Origin of the sequence: Paraburkholderia sp. 22099, assembly GCF_052045835.1 — a bacterium.
GTDB classification, from domain to species: Bacteria; Pseudomonadota; Gammaproteobacteria; order Burkholderiales; family Burkholderiaceae; genus Paraburkholderia; species Paraburkholderia terricola.
Genome location: NZ_JBQEPU010000015.1, coordinates 100,697 through 118,138, shown reverse-complemented (window position 1 = coordinate 118,138; position 17,442 = coordinate 100,697). Strand labels below are relative to the sequence as shown.

Annotated in this window: 19 protein-coding genes; 11 read left to right on the top strand and 8 right to left on the bottom strand. The window is 68.6% G+C overall.

All coding sequences use genetic code 11. From position 1 onward, the window contains the following. Positions 1 to 9 precede the first annotated feature (9 nt). From ACTJLC_RS16265 to ACTJLC_RS16235, 7 genes are all read right to left on the bottom strand, one after another. Positions 10 to 537, bottom strand: coding sequence for a type III secretion protein (locus tag ACTJLC_RS16265; protein ID WP_310133138.1), 528 nt, complete (start codon positions 535 to 537; stop codon positions 10 to 12). 4 nt (positions 538 to 541) lie between these two features. Next, the gene (gene sctN / locus ACTJLC_RS16260; RefSeq protein WP_310133210.1) at positions 542 to 1,924 is read right to left on the bottom strand and encodes a type III secretion system ATPase SctN; all 1,383 of its coding nucleotides are present in this window, start codon (positions 1,922 to 1,924) and stop codon (positions 542 to 544) included. Positions 1,925 to 1,990: 66 nt separating this feature from the next. After that, the gene (sctL, locus tag ACTJLC_RS16255; protein WP_310133136.1) at positions 1,991 to 2,818 is read right to left on the bottom strand and encodes a type III secretion system stator protein SctL; all 828 of its coding nucleotides are present in this window, start codon (positions 2,816 to 2,818) and stop codon (positions 1,991 to 1,993) included. Further along, the gene (locus tag ACTJLC_RS16250) at positions 2,803 to 3,576 is read right to left on the bottom strand and encodes a type III secretion protein HrpB4 (RefSeq protein ID WP_310133134.1); all 774 of its coding nucleotides are present in this window, start codon (positions 3,574 to 3,576) and stop codon (positions 2,803 to 2,805) included. Before ACTJLC_RS16250 ends, sctL begins: the two co-directional genes overlap by 16 nt. Continuing rightward, the gene (sctJ, locus tag ACTJLC_RS16245) at positions 3,531 to 4,352 is read right to left on the bottom strand and encodes a type III secretion system inner membrane ring lipoprotein SctJ (protein WP_310133132.1); all 822 of its coding nucleotides are present in this window, start codon (positions 4,350 to 4,352) and stop codon (positions 3,531 to 3,533) included. Before sctJ ends, ACTJLC_RS16250 begins: the two co-directional genes overlap by 46 nt. Before the next feature lie 3 nt (positions 4,353 to 4,355). Further along, entirely contained in the window at positions 4,356 to 4,757 is a 402-nt protein-coding gene (locus ACTJLC_RS16240; protein ID WP_154873301.1) for a type III secretion protein HrpB2, read from the bottom strand. A gap of 47 nt (positions 4,758 to 4,804) precedes the next feature. Next, positions 4,805 to 5,386 carry an HrpB1 family type III secretion system apparatus protein gene (locus tag ACTJLC_RS16235; RefSeq protein WP_310120543.1) on the bottom strand — a complete coding sequence of 194 codons (582 nt, stop codon included), beginning with the start codon at positions 5,384 to 5,386 and terminating at the stop codon, positions 4,805 to 4,807. Positions 5,387 to 5,750: 364 nt separating this feature from the next. Here ACTJLC_RS16235 and sctU point away from each other — a divergent pair, with 364 nt between their 5' ends. The 10 genes from sctU (at position 5,751) to ACTJLC_RS16185 (ending at position 15,514) form a co-directional block, all read left to right on the top strand. Then, a complete protein-coding gene (gene sctU / locus ACTJLC_RS16230; RefSeq protein ID WP_310120545.1) occupies positions 5,751 to 6,863 on the top strand; it encodes a type III secretion system export apparatus subunit SctU in 1,113 nt (370 codons plus the stop codon). Further along, positions 6,847 to 8,931 carry a type III secretion system export apparatus subunit SctV gene (gene sctV, locus ACTJLC_RS16225; RefSeq protein WP_073428339.1) on the top strand — a complete coding sequence of 695 codons (2,085 nt, stop codon included), beginning with the start codon at positions 6,847 to 6,849 and terminating at the stop codon, positions 8,929 to 8,931. Before sctU ends, sctV begins: the two co-directional genes overlap by 17 nt. A gap of 20 nt (positions 8,932 to 8,951) precedes the next feature. Then, positions 8,952 to 9,623 carry a type III secretion system protein SctP gene (sctP, locus tag ACTJLC_RS16220; protein ID WP_310133127.1) on the top strand — a complete coding sequence of 224 codons (672 nt, stop codon included), beginning with the start codon at positions 8,952 to 8,954 and terminating at the stop codon, positions 9,621 to 9,623. Beyond that, positions 9,620 to 10,936 carry a type III secretion system cytoplasmic ring protein SctQ gene (gene sctQ, locus ACTJLC_RS16215; protein WP_310133124.1) on the top strand — a complete coding sequence of 439 codons (1,317 nt, stop codon included), beginning with the start codon at positions 9,620 to 9,622 and terminating at the stop codon, positions 10,934 to 10,936. Before sctP ends, sctQ begins: the two co-directional genes overlap by 4 nt. Further along, the gene (gene sctR / locus ACTJLC_RS16210; protein ID WP_073428341.1) at positions 10,920 to 11,570 is read left to right on the top strand and encodes a type III secretion system export apparatus subunit SctR; all 651 of its coding nucleotides are present in this window, start codon (positions 10,920 to 10,922) and stop codon (positions 11,568 to 11,570) included. The genes sctQ and sctR overlap by 17 nt, the downstream gene beginning before the upstream one ends. 43 nt (positions 11,571 to 11,613) lie before the next feature. Then, a complete protein-coding gene (gene sctS, locus ACTJLC_RS16205; protein ID WP_073428342.1) occupies positions 11,614 to 11,877 on the top strand; it encodes a type III secretion system export apparatus subunit SctS in 264 nt (87 codons plus the stop codon). Beyond that, on the top strand, positions 11,874 to 12,773 hold the full coding sequence (locus ACTJLC_RS16200; protein ID WP_440844566.1) for a hypothetical protein: 900 nt from the start codon (positions 11,874 to 11,876) through the stop codon (positions 12,771 to 12,773). Before sctS ends, ACTJLC_RS16200 begins: the two co-directional genes overlap by 4 nt. Before the next feature lie 351 nt (positions 12,774 to 13,124). Beyond that, positions 13,125 to 14,375 (top strand): secretion protein, encoded by a 1,251-nt coding sequence (locus ACTJLC_RS16195; protein ID WP_440844564.1) that lies wholly within the window; start codon positions 13,125 to 13,127, stop codon positions 14,373 to 14,375. Positions 14,376 to 14,393: 18 nt separating this feature from the next. Continuing rightward, entirely contained in the window at positions 14,394 to 14,636 is a 243-nt protein-coding gene (locus tag ACTJLC_RS16190; protein WP_073428482.1) for a type III secretion protein, read from the top strand. 410 nt (positions 14,637 to 15,046) lie between these two features. Beyond that, positions 15,047 to 15,514 (top strand): CesT family type III secretion system chaperone, encoded by a 468-nt coding sequence (locus tag ACTJLC_RS16185; RefSeq protein ID WP_073428346.1) that lies wholly within the window; start codon positions 15,047 to 15,049, stop codon positions 15,512 to 15,514. A 351-nt stretch (positions 15,515 to 15,865) separates the two neighbouring features. Here ACTJLC_RS16185 and ACTJLC_RS16180 read toward each other — a convergent pair whose 3' ends face one another. After that, positions 15,866 to 16,345, bottom strand: coding sequence for a hypothetical protein (locus ACTJLC_RS16180; protein ID WP_310120555.1), 480 nt, complete (start codon positions 16,343 to 16,345; stop codon positions 15,866 to 15,868). Positions 16,346 to 16,781: 436 nt separating this feature from the next. Between ACTJLC_RS16180 and ACTJLC_RS16175 the strand changes: the two genes are divergently transcribed. Then, complete coding sequence (locus ACTJLC_RS16175; protein ID WP_310120558.1) at positions 16,782 to 17,396, top strand: GNAT family N-acetyltransferase; 615 nt, start codon at positions 16,782 to 16,784, stop codon at positions 17,394 to 17,396. Positions 17,397 to 17,442: the final 46 nt, after the last annotated feature.

Here is a 17,442-nt window from a genome sequence, read left to right as displayed (position 1 = left end):
GCCGCGCGGTCACGCGGGCCGCGGCATCAACCGCAGGCGCGCGAGCGCGGTTTCCTCGGCGTCTTCATCGGCCTCGTCGGCGGCATGCTGGTCGAGCGAGCGCCGCAGCGTGTCGATGCGCTCGCGGCACAGATCCATCCGCCCGCGGTTGTTGGCGAGCGCGCGCGCCGCCGCGGCCAGTTCTTCGGCCGCGGCGCGCATCGCCGTCTCGAGCGCGGCCAGTTCGCTTTCCAATTGCTGCACGCGCGCGGCGACCACGTCCGCGTAACGCATCGTCGCGTTGAGGTCGGCAAGCTGGAATGCGCTGCCGCCGCTCATCATCCGCGCGACGCGCTCGCGATAGGCGCGCAGTTCGTCGCCTGCGAGTTCGACGCGCTCGCGTTGCGCGTCATGCCGGGCGACGGCTTGCGCATGTGCGTCGCGCCGCGCCGTCAACGCCGCCTGCAGCCGCGTGTCGAGCCGGCCGCGCCGGCTGACGGTATGGCCGAGCGCGGCGACGCGCCGCCGCGTGGTGTCCGGGTTCGGGGCCGCGCTCATCGCGTCAGCCTCGCGCCAGTTCGAACAGACGCGCCTCGGTATCCTGCGGCGCCGCGAACTCGTGCGTCGCCTGCGAGAAGAACGCGCGGATCGCGTCGATCTTGCGGATGGCTTCATCGGCGAGCGGATTGCCGCCCGGCTGATACTCGCCGATCTGCAACAGCATTTCGACCTCGCGATGCTTCGCCATCAGTTCGCGCAGCCGGGCGGCCGCCTGCACGTAGTCGGGCGTCATGACCTGCGGCATCACGCGCGACAGGCTCGCCAGCACGTCGATCGCCGGGTACTGATTCTTCGCGGCGATCTCGCGCGAGAGGATCATGTGGCCGTCGATGATGCCGCGCACTTCCTCGGCGATCGGATCGTTGGCGGATTCGTCCTCCGCGAGCACCGTGTAGAGCGCCGTGATGGAGCCGTGCTCCCCCATGCCCGCGCGTTCGAGCAGGCGCGGCAGCTCGGCGAAGATCGACGGCGGAAAGCCGCGCCGCGCCGGCGGCTCGCCGGCGGCGAGACCGATCTCGCGCTGCGCGCGCGCGAAGCGGGTCAGCGAATCCATCATCAGCAGCACGCGCTGGCCTTGATCGCGGAAGTGTTCGGCGATCGCGGTGGCGACATACGCGGCCTTCGCGCGTTCGATCGACGAGCGGTCGGACGTCGCGCACACCACGATCGAGCGCTCCATGCCTTGCCGCCCGAGAATCAGCTCGACGAACTCGCGCACTTCGCGGCCCCGCTCGCCGATCAGCGCGATCACGGTCACGTCGCACTGCGCGCCGCGCGCGAACATGCCGAGCAGCGTGCTCTTGCCGACCCCGGCCGGCGCGAAGATGCCCATCCGCTGTCCCTCGGCGAGCGTCATCATGCCGTCCACGACGCGCACGCCCGTCGCCAGCGGCGTATCGATCATGCGCCGGCTCATCGGCGAAGGCGGACTCGCGAACACCGGCCGTTCCTCATCGGTGTCGATCGGCCCGAGCCCGTCGATCGGCTGACCGAGGCTGTCGATCACGCGGCCGAGCAACGCATCGCCGACCGGCACCGACAGCGAGCGTCCGAGGCCCACCACCCGCGTCGAGCGCGAAATGTCGGCGAGCCGCGAGAACGGCGAGAGCAGCGCGACATCGCGCGTGAAACCGATCACCTCGGCATGTTGCAGCAGTTCGCCGTTCGCGGCGCGCAACTCGCACAGTTCGCCGAGCGTCACGTCGAGCCCGGCCACCTTGACGAGCGTGCCGATGACTTCCAGCACCTTGCCGGTGCGCGCGATGCTGGAGGTCGACAGGATCTCGTGTTCGATCGCGTCGGCGAACTGTTCGACGTCGAAGAGCGAATGCGGCTCGTCGTCGGAGCCGGAGTCCGCATCGGACACGGGGAGGTCGCGCGTCATGTTCATCGGGCGCTCATGTCGTTCGTGCGTCGCTCATGGGTGGTTCATGGGTGGCTCATGGGTGATTCAGGCCGTGCCGGAATCGGCGAATGCGTCGGCGGGGTTTTCGTCGGGGTTGTCGTTGGCGTTGTCGTCGATCTCGCTGTGCGGCGCGAACGCATCGGCGGCGGCCTCCAGTTCATTCGCCGACTGCTTGAGCGCGCGCGACACCGCGAGCCGCATCGCGCGCATCTGCGTGGCGAGGCTCGCGTCGATCGCGCCGAAATCCGATTCGCACAGGCAACTGCCCGGCTCCAGCCGCTTATCGGCGACCACGGAGAGCGGGAAAGGCCGGCCCGATTCGCGCCAGCGCGCGGACAGCCGCTCGAACGCGATGCAGGCCTTGTCGTAATCGACGGGACTGACGACGACCCGCAGCCACGTCGCGCCTTCGACGATCCGGTCCACCGCCGACAGCGCGCGCTCGAACAACTGGTCGGACTGCTGCACCTTCACGATCTGCTCGACGGCAACGGTCACGATGCCGGCAATGCGCTCGCGCATCTTCAACTGCGCGCGGCGCTGATCCGCGCCCGCTTCGCCGAGGCGCTCGACCCAGTCGGCGAGCGCGCGTTGCTCGCCGTCGCGGTAGCCGCGCTCGGCCGCGCGGTCGTATTCGTCGCGCGCATCCGCGAGTACGCCCGCCGCTTCGTCGTGCGCCGCCGCGACGATCGCCGCGGCTTCGTCGCGCGCGGCGGCGAGGATCGCCTCGCGATCCGCGGCGAGCTGCTCGTAGCCGTCGCCGATTTCCATCAACGCGCCGAACGCGGCGCGCGGCACCACGTCCTGATGCGCGCCGACGTGCGCGCTCGCCGCCTCGGGCAGCATCCGGTCCGACCTCAGCCAAATAACCATGCCCACTCCGGAAGCAGTTCGGGAAGCCGCGCGACCAGTTGCGCCGTGCCGGCCGCGTCGAGTTCGCGCCCGCTCGCGCGCAGCCACGCCGCATCCGGCAACGCGTGCGGCAAGGCCAGCCGCAATAGCGGGCACGGCCTGGCGGCGGCCGGCGTGTCGCGGGCGAGCAGCGCGTAGCCTTCATACGCGAGTGTGTCCGCGTCGACCTCTTCGAGCGCGGGCAACTGTCCGCGCGAGACGAGGCGCGCCACATCGGGCGCATTCGCCGGGCCCGCCGCGCCTGACGCCGTCAACCGTTCGAGCGGCACGCCGACCCATTGCGCGAGGCGCTGACGGCTGCGTTTGTCGATCAGCTTGCGCACGTCCGCGCGCCGCAGCAGCAGCGCGCGCATGCGCAGCACGCGCACGCCGGCCTCCACCGGCAAGGCGTCGAGCACGGCAAGATTCGGCGCGCGCAACGTGTCGAAGCCGGGCGCGTTCACGTTGGTCGCGCGCAGCAGCGCGCGCGAGCAGGCGGCGACACATGCGCCGTGCGCGGTCGCGAGCGCGCCGCGCAGTCCGTCGAGCGACGCGCCCGACGCGCCGGCCGGCAGGTCGAGCGCCGCTGCGAACCACGACGGATGCGCCCAGCGCGCCGCTTCGCGCGCATTGCGCTCATAGGCGCCGAGCGCCGCCGCGGCGCGCGCGAACGGAAACGACGTCGACGGCGCCGTCATGTCGCCGATGACGATTTCGGCCGCCGCAGCCTGGCGAGCCACGCGCTAATCCGCGGACGAAGCCGGCTCGCCGCGCTGCTCACGGGCAGGCCGCGTTTGAGCCAGAGGAACAGGCTCGCCGCGCCGGCCACCAGCACGAGCGCGGCGGCCACGAGAATCGGCAGCGGCGCCGCCGCATGCATCTGCGACGGCTTCGACAGATCGACCGGATCGGCGGGCACGGTGGTCACGCTCACCGCGTCGTAGGTGAGCCCTTCGACGCTATGCATCACCAGCGTCTTGATCTGCGGCACCAGCGCGCTCGCATCCGAATCCGGCCGGTACTTGATGAACACCGACGCCGAGGACGGCTTGATCTGCTGCGCGAGCGGATCGTTGTTCGGCAAGACGATCTGCACGCGCGCGACGATCACGCCATCGATCTTCGACAGCGTCGACGACAGTTCCTGCGACAAGCCGTAGATGAAGCGCACGCGCTCCTCGGTCGGCGTCGACACGAGGCCGTCGCGCTTGAACAGGCTGCCGAGATCGTCGTAGCGGCTGTGCGGCAGGCCGCGCTCGCGCAGCACCTGCATTGCGCGCACCATCTGGTTGCCGTCGACTTCGAGCATCCACGTCTTGCCGGCGTCGGCGGTCGCCTTGGACGCGTCGATGCCCTGTTCGAGCAGCGCCACGACCATCTCGTTCGCGTCCTGTTCGGTCAGGTTGCGGTACAGCTCCTTGTTGCACCCGGCGAGCAGCACGCAGACGGCCAGCGCGGCGCAACATGCGCCGGTCCGCAGCGCGCGGCCCGTGACGAAGACACTCTGTGCGCGCATGGCCTACTGGTTCTTCATCAGGGTTTCGATCGACGATTTGGACGAGTTGACGACGCCCATCTTGGCCTGCATGTCGAGCTGGGTGGTCGCCAGTTCGAGCGTCGTCTTCATCGCGGCGGCGGTCATCTCGGGCAACGACATGTTGCCCGCCTGGCTCGACAACGCGACCACGTCGTTCACCGACTGCTGCAACTCCGCGTCCTGCGTGACCGCCATCTTCGCGATGACATTGGTGTTCATGTCGTCGCCGTGGACCGGCGCGGCCATGCGCGGGTTCTGCATCATCGAGGCGAAGCGCTCGCCGGCCTGCTGCAACGCCGGGTCCGCGCCGGGCTGCGTGGCCGGCATGGAGGTGGCGGCCTGCAATGCGGCCTCGAATTGTTTGCTCGTGACGGGAAGTGTCATGTTCAGCCTCTCATCGTTCGATGCCCGCCGGCTTCGGCGGGTCGTGCTCAGATGCGCAGGTAGCCCTGCTGCCCGACGACGTCGTTCTGCGCGGCGGCGGTGGCCGCGGGCGCCGCCACGGGTTCCGCGGATTCGTCGGGCAGTTCGTCGTTCAAGGTCGCGATGGAGAGCGGCACCTCGAAGGTCCCGCCGTTGCGGTAGGTGCGGATCGCCTCGCGCAGATCCTCGCGCGCCGACAGCGCGCGCACTAGCTGGCGCGTGTCGCGGTCGGGATTCTGCGCCAGCGCCGCGCTCGCCCATTGCTGCCAGCCGGTGTCGCCCTTGACGGACAGACAGAAGGCGAGCAGCGCCTTCGCATACGAGAAATGCGGCGCCTCCTCGATCACGCGCGAGAACACGCGGATCGCGTCGTCCCAATGGCCGCGCTGCATGTACAGCACCGCTTCCATCGTGTCCAGCTCCGCCACCTGCGGGCGCAGCAGGCGCAACGCGTCGAGCACCAGTTCGATGTCGTAGGGATCGGCTTCGAGCGTCGGGAAATTGTTGAGCAGCGCGCAGGACAGGCTATCGATCAGACCGCCCACGATGGCCTGGCTGCAGTTGAGGTAGTTCGGCGTGACGGTACTCATGGCGCAAGACTCCTGCGGATGAACATGTCGATGGATACGTCGCGAACCGCTGCGGCACGAACGACGTCCAGCCCCGGCCCGCTCCATGCGAGAGCGATGCGCCCAGGATACCGGCTTCGCACCGCCGGCCAACCGCGCGACGCGAAGAGAACACAGTTCGCGCGAAGCAGGAAGCCAAGCAGGGAGAGAAGCAGGAAGCGAAGCGGAAAGCGCCGCGCGAGCCGCGCGGCGTCGCTTCGCTTGCCGCATGCGGGCTTCGCATCGGTTGCGCGCTACGCCGCCGGCCCCGCTACCGTCAGGCTTCGAGTGCGCCAATCCGCGACACGGCACGGCCTCGCGCACCCGGCCAACAGACCGGACCTCCATGAGCGAACAGAAGACCGAACAGCCTACCGACAAACGGCTGCGCGACGCCCGCAAGGACGGCCAGATATCGAAAAGCACCGATCTGGTCGAGGCGGCGACGATGGCCGTGGTGATCGGTCTGCTCGCGCTCGCGTCGGCGAGCTTCGCCGGCGCGTTGCGCGCGATCGTGATCACCGCGCTCGATTTCGTGCCCGGCCGTCACGACGAGCCGCTGATGTTCGGCCGGCTCTTCGAGCTAGGCAAGGAGGCGCTCGTCATCGTCGTGCCGTGCGCCGGCGCGGCGGCGCTGGCGGCGATCGCCGCACTGCTTCCGCAGGTCGGCTTCCAGGTCGCGACCAAGCCGGTCGTGCCCGACCTGAACCACGCGAGCCCGATCGAGGGCGTCAAGCGGATCTTCTCGTGGCGCACGCTGATCGACCTCGCCAAGATGATGATCAAGGCGGCCGTGATCGGCGTCGTGATGTGGGTGACGATCCGCTGGATGCTGCCGCTCATCGTCGGCTCGCTGTATCAGCCGCTGCCGGAACTGTCGAAGCTGTTCTGGGCGTTGCTGGTGAAGCTCTTCATCGTCGCGGCCGCGGTGTTCGTCGTGATCGGCGTGGTGGACGTCAAGCTTCAGCGCGCGCTTTTCATGCGCAAGATGCGGATGTCCAAGGTCGAGGTGAAGCGCGAGCGCAAGCAGATGGACGGCGATCCGAAGATCAAGGCGGAACGCCGCAAGCTCGCGCGCGAATTCGCGACCACGGCGGCGCCGCAGCAGCGGGTCGGCTTCGCCAACGCGCTGATCGTCAATCCCACGCATTACGCGGTCGCGATCCGCTATGCGCCCGACGAACATCCGCTGCCGCTCGTGATCGCGCGCGGCATGGACGAAAGCGCCGCGCAACTGCGGCGCTTCGCCCGCGAGGCGAACGTGCCGATCATCGGCAATCCGCCGGTGGCGCGCGCGCTCTACAAGGTCGGCGTCGACGAGCCGATTCCCGACGAACTGTTCGAGACCGTCGCCGCGATCCTGCGCTGGGTCGATGCGATCGGCGCGCGGCGTGACGACGGCGACGGCCGCGACAAGCAGCGCGCCGACATGGAGAATCGCGATGTTCAAGGCACTTAAGCTACCGGCAGGCGGTGAGATCGGCATCGCGATGCTGGTGGTCGCGATCATCTCGCTGATGATCCTGCCGCTGCCGCCGTTTCTCATCGATTTACTGCTCGCCATCAACATCACGATCAGCGTCACGCTGCTGATGGTGACCATGTACGTGCCGAACGTCGTATCGCTCTCGGTGTTTCCCTCGCTGCTGCTGTTCACCACGCTGTACCGCCTGTCGCTGAACATCGCGTCGACCAAGTCGATCCTGCTTCACGCCGACGCGGGCAACATCATCGAGAGTTTCGGCGAACTGGTGGTGGGCGGCAATCTGGTGGTCGGCATGGTGGTGTTCGTGATCATCACGACCGTGCAGTTCATCGTGATCGCGAAGGGTTCGGAACGGGTCGCCGAAGTCGGCGCGCGCTTCACCCTCGACGCGTTGCCCGGCAAGCAGATGAGCATCGACGCCGACTTGCGCGCGAATCTGCTCTCGCCCGAAGAAGCGCGCCGCAAGCGCGCGACGCTCGCGGTCGAGAGCCAGTTGCACGGCGGCATGGACGGCGCGATGAAGTTCGTCAAGGGCGACGCGGTGGCCGGCCTCATCATCACGCTGATCAACATCATCGCCGGCATCGCGGTCGGCATCGCGTATCACGACATGAGCGCGGGCGAAGCCGCCAACCGCTTCTCGATCCTGTCGGTCGGCGACGCGATGGTCTCGCAGATTCCGTCGCTGCTGCTTTCCGTCGCCGCGGGCGTGATGATCACGCGCGTGTCCGACGAGCGCGACGCGCGGCCGCTCTCGCTCGGCGACGAGATCGGCCGGCAGTTGTCGGCCAGCGCGCGCGCCCTCTACTTCGCGAGCCTGCTGCTGCTCGGCTTCGCCGCCGTGCCCGGCTTTCCGTCGATGCTGTTCCTGCTGCTCGCCGCGATTCTCGCGTTCTCCGGCTATCGGCTGGGCAAACGTCAGCCGGCCGCGACCTCGCACGCGGGCGAGGCCGTCAGCGCGATGCAACGCGCCGGCTCGAAAGCCGACACGCCCGCGATCCTCACGCGCGCGCCGCAGTTCGCCTGCCCGCTCGGCGTGCGGATTTCGCCGGACCTCGTCGCGCGCCTGTCGAGCGCGGCGCTCGAGCGTTCGTTCGAAGCGGAGCGCGCCCGTCTGCAACAGGTGTTGGGCCTGCCGTTTCCCGGCATCACGATGTGGACGTGCGACACGCTGCCCGCCTCCAGTTGCGAACTGCTGATGCACGACGTGCCGTACTGCGCGATCGAACTGCCGCCGGGCAAGGTGATGCTGCCCGACCCGGCGCTGACGGGCACGCACGAACCGATGCCCGCCGAACTCGCGGCGCTCGCCGAGCGCGGCGAGAAACGGCGCGGGCTCGACGGCGGCGCGGGACCGACCTGGTGGATCGACGAAAAGACGCTGCCGCCGAAGATGTCCGCATGGCGTGCCGAGCAGGTGATCGCGCATGCGTCGGTGGCGATGCTGCGCCGGCACGCGTCGCTCTTTCTCGGCATCCAGGAGGTGCAATGGATTCTCGACCAGCAGAACGCCGAGTATCCGGGCCTCGTCGCCGAAGTGCAGAAAGTGCTGCCGCCGCAGCGCATCGCCGACGTGCTGCGCCGGCTGCTCGAAGAACAGATCTCGATTCGCAACGTGCGCAACATTCTCGAAAGTCTCGTCGTGTGGGGCGCGAAAGAGAAGGACATGCTGATGCTCACCGAGTACGTGCGCGGCGACCTCGCGCGCTTTCTCGCGCATCGCGCGGCGGCGGGAAGCCGGCAACTGCCCGCGGTGCTGCTGGATCTGCCGGTCGAGCAGCACATCCGCCAGGCGATCAAGCAGACGCCCACCGGCAATTTCCTCGCGCTGCCGCCCGACGAAGTCGGGTTCCTGATCGACCGGATCCAGTCGTTCGTCGGCGATACCCCGCGCGAAGGCGTCGCGCTCGTCACGTCGATGGACATTCGCCGCTACGTGCGGCGCATGATCGAGGCGCGGCTCGGCTGGCTGTCGGTCTACTCGTATCAGGAACTCGGCGACCATGTCGAACTGCAGCCGCTCGGCCGCGTGACCATCTAGCGCGAACGGCCCACACGCACATGGCGATCATCGAACCGCGTCCGCTGCGCATCATTCCGTCCGCCGCCGATACGCATCCGGCCGCGGATGCGGCGCGCGCGCGCCGCTTCGATTACGCGGCGCTGGTGCGGCGCGGGCGCGCGCCACGGCCGCCCGCCGAAGCCGGTGAAAGCGCCGGGTCCGCGCCGGCCGATGCCTCGGGCAGCGAGGCGGACAGCCGCCGCGCCCAGGCCGGCTGGCTCGCGGATGGACAGGACGACGAGGCCCAGGCCGAAGCGCAGGCGAGCGCTGACGACACCTGCGCGCCCGACGCCGGCGCACTCGCCCACGAAGCGTTGCTGCGCCGGCTGCCGGGCGCCACGCTTCCGGCCATCGACGCACTGTTTCGCACCCAGGGCCATTTTCTCGAACTCGCGCGTTCGCTGGCGCGCGAAGTCGCGGGCTTCTGCGGCGACCCCGCCGTTGCGGACGCCGGCAACTGGGAGGTACGCATGCCGCTCGATAGCCGCATCCTGCCGGACACGACGCTGTACCTGTCTCTTTCGCGTTTCCTGTTGTCGCTTCGGTTCGACACGGGCGGCATCGAGACCCGGCAGCTACTCTTCGACCACAGTGCCATGCTCGAACGCGAGCTGGACTCGCTTCTACGCGCGTGGGGCACGCCCCGCGATATCGAACTGACGGTGTGGTGAGCGCACCGTTTTCCAGGCCGACGCTGGCCGTCACTTCCGCCGACCGCTGCATGGATTATTCGATCGTCGAAATGCCGGGCGCCGACGTTGCCGGAGCGCAAACCGCGGATGCCGCTCTTGGCGCTCATGGCGCAAACACCGCCGCCGCGCCGATCACCGCGTTGCCGATCCGCGCGGTGCCGCCGCTCGCGGCGCGCGCCGCGCGGCTCGTGTGCAACGCGCGGACCGCGCAGCTTCTCGGGCATGCGGCGGGCGTCAACGAATGGCAGGCCACGGTCGATGTCTCGCCCTCTCAGCCTCACGCGCGCTTCGAGCAACCCGGCACGCTCGAACTCGCGCATCCGTCCGGCGAGATCCGGGTCCTGTTCGACCTCGCCGCGCATCCGGCGCTCGAGATCGCCGCGTCTCCGGCCGGCCAGGGTCCGGCCGTGCCCGGCGACACCGCCCGCGCGCTGCGCGCCGCGGTCGCCGGCGTGCTGCTCGATCCGTTGCTGCAGCGGCTCGCGTCGCTCGGGCTGACAGGCGTGCATGTCGCGCAACTGGTGCGAGGCGCGCCGCGCGAGGCCGCCTCCGCCGAGGTCGCCGCGATCGATCTGACGTTCACTTTCGACGGCCGGCCTTACGCGGCCCGCGTTCTGCTTGGCCGCGCGTTGCTCGGCACGCTCGAAGCCTTGCATGCGACGCACGGCGCGGCGCTCGCCGCCGCGACACGCGCGTTGGCGAGCTCGTCCGAACGTTCCGCGGGTCTTGCCGGCAGCCTCATACCGGGAAGGCTGATACTCGGCCGGCGGCGGCTGCCGGTCGACACGCTGCGCGCGCTCGCCCCCGGCGACGTGCTGCTGCGCTCGCTCGCCGGCACGCTGCGCACGGTGCTCGCCCGCGCCGGCGAGGGCGCGAGGGAAGCCGCCACCGGCATCGTGGCCTGGGGCACCCCCGGCCTGATGCGGGTCCATGCACCGGTCAGCATCGACGGTCTCACGCTATCCATCACGAAGGAGCCCACCATGACCGATGAGCTGGATCCCGTTCGTCCGGACGATCTGCTTGCGCCCGATCAACACGCCAACGCGATCGAAATCGGCGAACTCGATCTACCCGTCCAGTTCGAAGTGGATACCGTGGCGCTGCCGCTCTCGCAGCTCTACGCGTTGCGCCCCGGCTATGTGCTCGAACTGCCGACGCCCGTGGCCGACGCGCAGCTCAAGCTCGTCACGCACGGCCAGACGATCGGCTACGGCGAACTCGTCACGGTCGGCGATCACCTCGGCATACGGATTCTGCGCATGGCGCACGGCGATGGTCCAGTTCAGTGACTTCACGGGCCTGCTGATCGTCATCATCGCGATCAGCCTCGTGCCCTTCGTCGCGATGGTGGTGACCTCCTACGCCAAGATCGTCGTGGTGCTCGGCCTGCTGCGCAATGCGCTCGGCGTGCAGCAGGTGCCGCCGAACATGGTGCTGAACGGCATCGCGATTCTGGTGTCGCTGTACGTGATGGCGCCCGTCGGCATGCAGGCGATGCAGTCGATGCAGGGCCAGCCGGTGGCCGGGCAGCCGACCCAGGCGCTGATCCAGGTGTTCAGCGCCGCGCGCGAGCCGTTCCGCGTGTTCCTGCAGAAGCACACGAACGAGCGCGAGAAGCGCTTTTTCATGCGCTCGGCGAACGTGGTGTGGCCGAAGGAGAACGCGGCCAGCCTGCATGAAAACGACCTGATCGTGCTCGCGCCCGCCTTCACGCTCACCGAACTGACCGACGCCTTCAAGATCGGCTTTCTGCTTTACATCGCGTTCATCGTGATCGACCTGATCATCGCCAACGTGTTGCTCGCGATGGGCCTCAACCAGGTGACGCCGACCAACGTGGCGATTCCGTTCAAGCTGCTGCTGTTCGTCGTGATGGACGGCTGGTCGACGTTGATTCACGGCCTCGTGATGACCTACCGCTAGCGCGGCATCGCACTTATCGCACTGACTCGCGGAAACTGCTCGCATGGATATCGACACGCTTGTTCGCTTCACGACCCAGGGCATGCTGCTGTGCATGTACGTGTCGCTGCCGATCGTGATCGTCGCGGCGCTGGTGGGCTTGGCCGTGTCGTTTCTGCAGGCGATCACGTCGATGCAGGATCAGACGCTGTCGCATGGCGTGAAACTGATCGCCGTGACGATCGCGATCGTGATCGCGGCGCCCTTCTCGGCGGCCGCCATCCTGCACTTCGCCAACGAAATCATGCACACGGCGGTGCCGCAATGACGCGGATCTCCACGCCGTCTCCCGCGCCGGCGGACCAGCCCGAACTCGCGCGCGAACAGGTCCGCAACGATGCGGGCACACGCGCCGGGGCGCAGTTCGCCGCGCTGTATCGCGGCACGACCCGCTTCGCCTATGCACGCACGCGCAGCGCGAGCGCGCGCCGCGCGTTGCTCGCGCGCAAGCTGCGCATGGCGGTGCCGCGGCCCCTCGTGGCTGCGGGCGAACCGGCGCGCGGCGCGGGCGCGGGAGGCAGTGGGCGGATCACGCGCGACGGCGGCGGAGGAAGCGGCGGCCAGTCACAGCATGGGCACGATGGCGGCGACAGCAGCGGTAACGGCAACGGTAGCGGACACGGCGGCGCGGCATCGTCGCGCGGCGAGATCGGCATACGCAGCAGCGGCAAGACCGAAGTACCGCTGCCCCGGCGCGGCGTGTTGCAGACGTTTGCCGCGTCGCAGCCGCCCGATGCGGATCTGTCGCACACATTGCCGAAGCTGTGGTGCGACGCGCTGCTCGCGTTGCGCGACGAGCTTGCGGCCAATCCCGAAGCGCGGATCGATGCGCGTGTGCATGAGCGCTTCATCGATCTGCTTACTGTGCAGCGGCAGTTGGGCGGGAGCGAGGGGGCTAGCGGCATCGACGGCGACCTGGGCGCGTGGCGTCAGCGTCTGATCGACGCCAGCTCGGCGCGGGCGCAGCCGCCGAAGACGATGCCCGCTGCCGTGGCGACGCCAGGAGAACCCGGACGCGTCGGGCGTCTGAACCTGCTGATGCTGCCGCTGCTGCTGATGTACAGCCGGCCGGCGACGCCCGCGATGCGCGAGCGCGCGCTCAACCTCCGCACGCTTCAGCGCGGCGCGGCCGTCGCGGCCGGTGCGGCGGACAAATCGCGCTGACGATACGCCGCGCAGTTTCGCATTCCCGTTACGCGCTTCACATTGCGCGAGGCCATCGTGCCGCACGCGTCGCTGCCGGCCGGTCGATCCATCGCGCTGACGATACGCCGCGCAGTTTCGCATTCCCGTTACGCGCTTCACATTGCGCGAGGCCATCGTGCCGCACGCGTCGCTGCCGGTGCGCGCGACCCATCGCGCCGACGCCGACATGAGGCCAACCGTGACGCCGCGCAGTTTCGCATTCCTGGTACCCGCTTCGCATTGCGTGCTTGCCCGTCATGTCGGACCGCTAGAGTAGGTGTCGATCGGCGCACCCACGCGCGCCGCCCCTTCTCGATCTACAGGCGCTCCATGACGAAGCTGCTGCGAATCCTGACTGGCACGCATGCCGGCGCGGAATTGCGCCTCGGTATCGGCACGCACCGGATCGGCGCGGACGACGATGCCGACATCCGCATCTCCGACTGGCGCGGCGACGACGTGCTGCTGGGCCTCGACGAAGGCGGCATCGTCACCGCGCGCCGCCTGACGCCGGTCACGGTGGAGGCGGACGACGCGGCGAACGCGCGGCAAGGCGAACCGGCCGATCTCGACGAGGAACCGGGCACGGTCATCCTGATCGAGTTCGTGCCGATGCAGTTCGGCGACACGGTGTTGTGCGTGGGCTCGACCGACGCGGCCTGGCCAAGCGACCTCGATTTGCTGTCGACGCTGCTCGTCAAGCCGGACGAAACGCGGCGCGCCGCCGAGCGCTCGCGGCGCCGCAAGATGACCGGCATCGTCTCCGCCTGCGCGATGCTGGGCGGCGTGATCGTGATCGGCTGCGTGCTGCTGACCACTGTGGTGAGCCGCGCGGCCCTGCCGCACGATGCCGGCGATCTCGCGCAGCGTGTGAACGTGGCGCTGCGCGCGGCGCATATGAAGGAACTGACCGCGCAGGCGCGCGGCTCGACGGTGAGCGTCACCGGAATGGTGGCCACGCCCGAGGAAGACACGCAAGTGCGCAAGCTGTTGACGCGGATTTCGTCGACCGGCATCGTACGGCGCTACGACATCGCGCAGAACGACGTGCGCAACATGGAGGATTCGCTCGCCATGCCGGGCGTGAAGGTCGCCTATGTGGGCCGCGGCGCGTTCGAGATTTCAGGCAAGGTCGCCAATCCGCGCGATGTCGAGAGCGCGCTGTCGCGCATGCGCCGCGATCTCGGCGAGAACGTCAAGGATCTGCGGGTGCGCGTCGTGCAATCCGAGGACGGCATGCCGTTGCCGACGGCCTTCTCGCTCGTGATGTCGTCCGACGATGTGCGCTACGCCGAAACGCCCGATGGCGTGAAGCATATCTACACGACGCCGGAAGCGGCCGCCGCGGCCTCCGGTCCTGAAGCGGCGGCGTCGGCCCCGGCCACGGAGATGTCCGCCGCTGATACACCCGCCGCTGCCGCCACCGACACGCCCGCCGCTGCCGCGGCGGCGTCGGGCACGCCCGTCGTCATCACCACGGGCGCGGCGCGCGGCGTGATGCAACCCGTCGAAGACATCGCCGCCGAGCCGCCCGCGCCGGCGCAGGCCAGGACCACGGCGTATCTGCCATTACCGAAGTGAGGTTCCGAGATGACCAACATGTATGCGCCGCTCGAAGCGTGCGCCACCGATTTCAACGATCTGCAGAAGACGCTCGCGGACCCCGACGGCGGTCCGCGGCTTGCCGCGATCCGCGAGGCGCTGGAGGCCACGGCGAAGAACGTCGGCGAAACGAACGGCGCGACCGAACTGGATCGCAACAATCTCGCGAAGCTGTACCGTGGCCTGCTCGCAGCGAGCAGGATCGTCGCGCAGCTCGCGGACAAACGCGGCGCGGCGTGACGCGCGCGGCACCTGGCTAGCCCTGTCAGGCGGCATCCGCGCCGCGAGGCAGAGCAGCATTTTCAACCTGAGAGTGAGGAGGTCTTATGGCTGTCGCAGGCACAATCGGAGCCATGCAGGGGATGGCGGCACAAGGGAGCGCCGGAGCCTTGGGCGCGGCCCAGGCGACGTTGCAACTGTCGCTGGCTGGCGCATTGGCGAACGTCGTGAAAGGGATGGGCCAGGCGGTCCAGAGCGGTACGGGACACTGACGGGCGTTCTTTCGGCTCGACAGCGTTCGACACCCTCGGCATCGTCGGGGTGTGCTCATCCTGCCTTACCGGCCGGCCCGCGGAGCACCGCGCGCGCCGGCCGTTTTCATCGCGCGCGCCGGTCATGCCGGCCGCCCCTCCCTTTGCCCGCACCCGCCCTTGGATACCAACGACACGTCCGAACGCTATGCGCAACTGATCCGCGACCTGTGCGCGACCGTGGGTCTCGCGGACGCCGAGCATGTGCTGCGCACGCGTTCGATCGAAGTGGAAGGCTTCGACGTGCGGCTCGAATACTTCGAGAACGATCTGGAGGCCATGTACGCCAACTTCCACTACGGCACCGTGACGGCGGGCCGCACGCTGGTCGTGTTTCGGCTGATGCTGGAGGCGAATCTGCTGATCTACGCGCAGGACCAGGCGCAGCTCGGACTCGATACGGATACGGGTGGGATCGTGCTGGTGCTGCGCGTGCCGATGACCTATGACGTCGACGGCAATACGCTGGCCGATCTGCTCGCCCACTATGCCGAGCATGGGCGGTACTGGCGGCAAAGCATCATCGAGTCGACGGATGAGATGTTCGAAGGCATCGTCGCCGGCGAATTTGTTTGGCTGCGGGCTTGAAGGGATGATGCGTGCGGTTGCGGGTGCGGGCGCGGGAATGACGGTGATGTGATGAGATGTCGCGGCAATGCGGATGGCCGCGCATTGTCGGATGCCGCGGGCATGCGTGGATGAGCTTGTGTTTGTCGGCGGTCGCTGGGCCGTGTGGGCGGCAATGCGGATGTGCGGCGATCATCAGATGCCGCGGGCATCCGTGGGTGTGCTTGTATTCCTCGGCGGTCGACGGGCCGGGCAGGCGGCCACGCGAATGGCCGCGATCATCAGATGCCGCGGCCATATATGGATGTGCTTGTATTCCCTCGGCGGTCGACGGCCGGCTAGGCCCGGACGCGTCGACGGCGTTAGGGATCGTTAGTGCGTCGCACCGTGAATCGTTTCGCCGGCACGTTGCATCACGCTAGCCAGCGCCATGAGGTGCTGGTGCTGGTCGAGTGCGTTGGCCGGGTTGAGACCGGGGTCGAGCATCGGCCCCGCGAGTTGCGGCTGCACATCCGAAGACGGCACCGGCAATGGCACGCGGCGCTGCGTGACCAGGACACCGCGCAGAGCGTCATCCGACAGGTTATCGCCGGCTTTCACGGCCGCCTGGTTGATCAGCGATTTCTTCGACATCGGCACCGGCAGTCTGTCGCCGTCCGTTGCCGTGCTGAACGCGCCGGGTTTGCGTGCGGCGCCGAGGCCGCGCAACGCGACGAGTTCGCAGCGCAGCGCGACGGCGGTCGGCGTGACCGGAACGACGGCACTGTCCGCGCCCGTGCGCGCATTGTCGTTCGTGCTGTCGACGCGGCCGACACTCCCTACGGGCAGCGCGGCGATGGCTTGGGTGCTCACGATTGGACTCTCCATCTCTCCATCATTTCGGCGCGGCAACGAACCCATGCCGCGGATGTCACCACGTTAGCGTTGTGCGTCGGCACGCGGCGAGCGCGGCACGAAGTCGCGACAGGTGATGCGAAGCACGCCGGGACGGTTCGAGGGATACGCGAATCGGTGGGACACGTGTCGCGCGCCCCGCTCGGCGCCACCGGCCGCACTCGACCTCATTCGGCTCACTCGACCTCATTCGCCACACTCGACTCATTCGCCTCATTCGCCTCATTCGCCTCACTCGACTCACTCGACCTCACTCGACTCACTCGACCGCGTTCGACCGCGTTCGTGCAACGCCAGCCCGCACGTTCGCATTAGCACATGCCGCTTCGCGGCAATCCGCTCAGCACGCCCGCCGGCGCTGACAATGGCTCGATCCGATGCATGGAGGCGACCCATGTCGACATTCCGCTTTCCCGGCCTGATCGAGTCGGACGAGTTGCTGATGCGGCCGCCCGAGCCACGCGACGCGCAAGCCCTGTTCGACGACATGCTGAGCGACGTCGCCACGACCCGCGACCTGAGTTTCGCGCGCCACACGCAACTCGACGAAACCCTCGCGTTCATCGACGAAGCGCAGGAAGGCTGGCGTACCGGCACGCTCATCCGCTGGGTGCTCGAAGACCGCGCCAGCGGCCGTCTCACTGGCCTCATCGAACTGCGGCCGCATCCGCCGCGCGTCGAACTCGGCGTCGTCATCAGCCGGCGCGGTGGCGCGCGGCGGCGGCGCGCCGGCCTGTATGCGCTGCGCAAGCTGCTCAAGTGGCTGATCGCGCAGCCGCCGTTCCTGCGCGTCTTCGCGTACTGCGCCGTCGACGGCGATGCGCACAGCAGCATGGAGCGGCTCGGCTTCACGCTCGAAGCGAAGCTGACGAACCACGAATGCCGCCCGAATCTGGGGCTCATCGCCGCCGACAGCTACCTCTATGCGATGACCCGTCCGCTGCATCCGCCGTCCGACACGCCGGCGATGCGCTGGCTCGAAGAGCACACGAGTCTCGAAACGATCTGACGCGAGAACGCGCGGCTGGAGGTGACAATTGCCGGCCGGCTAACCC

Excerpts from the sequence above, each read along its gene's own strand:
- ACTJLC_RS16190 (WP_073428482.1), top strand. The coding sequence starts at position 14,394 with ATGTATGCGCCGCTCGAAGCGTGCGCCACCGATTTCAACGATCTGCAG.
- ACTJLC_RS16265 (WP_310133138.1), bottom strand. The coding sequence starts at position 537 with ATGAGCGCGGCCCCGAACCCGGACACCACGCGGCGGCGCGTCGCCGCG.
- sctN (WP_310133210.1), bottom strand. The coding sequence starts at position 1,924 with ATGACGCGCGACCTCCCCGTGTCCGATGCGGACTCCGGCTCCGACGAC.
- ACTJLC_RS16195 (WP_440844564.1), top strand. The coding sequence starts at position 13,125 with ATGACGAAGCTGCTGCGAATCCTGACTGGCACGCATGCCGGCGCGGAA.
- sctL (WP_310133136.1), bottom strand. The coding sequence starts at position 2,818 with ATGGTTATTTGGCTGAGGTCGGACCGGATGCTGCCCGAGGCGGCGAGC.
- ACTJLC_RS16240 (WP_154873301.1), bottom strand. The coding sequence starts at position 4,757 with ATGACACTTCCCGTCACGAGCAAACAATTCGAGGCCGCATTGCAGGCC.
- ACTJLC_RS16175 (WP_310120558.1), top strand. The coding sequence starts at position 16,782 with ATGTCGACATTCCGCTTTCCCGGCCTGATCGAGTCGGACGAGTTGCTG.
- sctJ (WP_310133132.1), bottom strand. The coding sequence starts at position 4,352 with ATGCGCGCACAGAGTGTCTTCGTCACGGGCCGCGCGCTGCGGACCGGC.
- sctV (WP_073428339.1), top strand. The coding sequence starts at position 6,847 with ATGTTCAAGGCACTTAAGCTACCGGCAGGCGGTGAGATCGGCATCGCG.
- sctP (WP_310133127.1), top strand. The coding sequence starts at position 8,952 with ATGGCGATCATCGAACCGCGTCCGCTGCGCATCATTCCGTCCGCCGCC.
- sctU (WP_310120545.1), top strand. The coding sequence starts at position 5,751 with ATGAGCGAACAGAAGACCGAACAGCCTACCGACAAACGGCTGCGCGAC.
- sctS (WP_073428342.1), top strand. The coding sequence starts at position 11,614 with ATGGATATCGACACGCTTGTTCGCTTCACGACCCAGGGCATGCTGCTG.
- ACTJLC_RS16235 (WP_310120543.1), bottom strand. The coding sequence starts at position 5,386 with ATGAGTACCGTCACGCCGAACTACCTCAACTGCAGCCAGGCCATCGTG.
- ACTJLC_RS16200 (WP_440844566.1), top strand. The coding sequence starts at position 11,874 with ATGACGCGGATCTCCACGCCGTCTCCCGCGCCGGCGGACCAGCCCGAA.
- sctR (WP_073428341.1), top strand. The coding sequence starts at position 10,920 with ATGGTCCAGTTCAGTGACTTCACGGGCCTGCTGATCGTCATCATCGCG.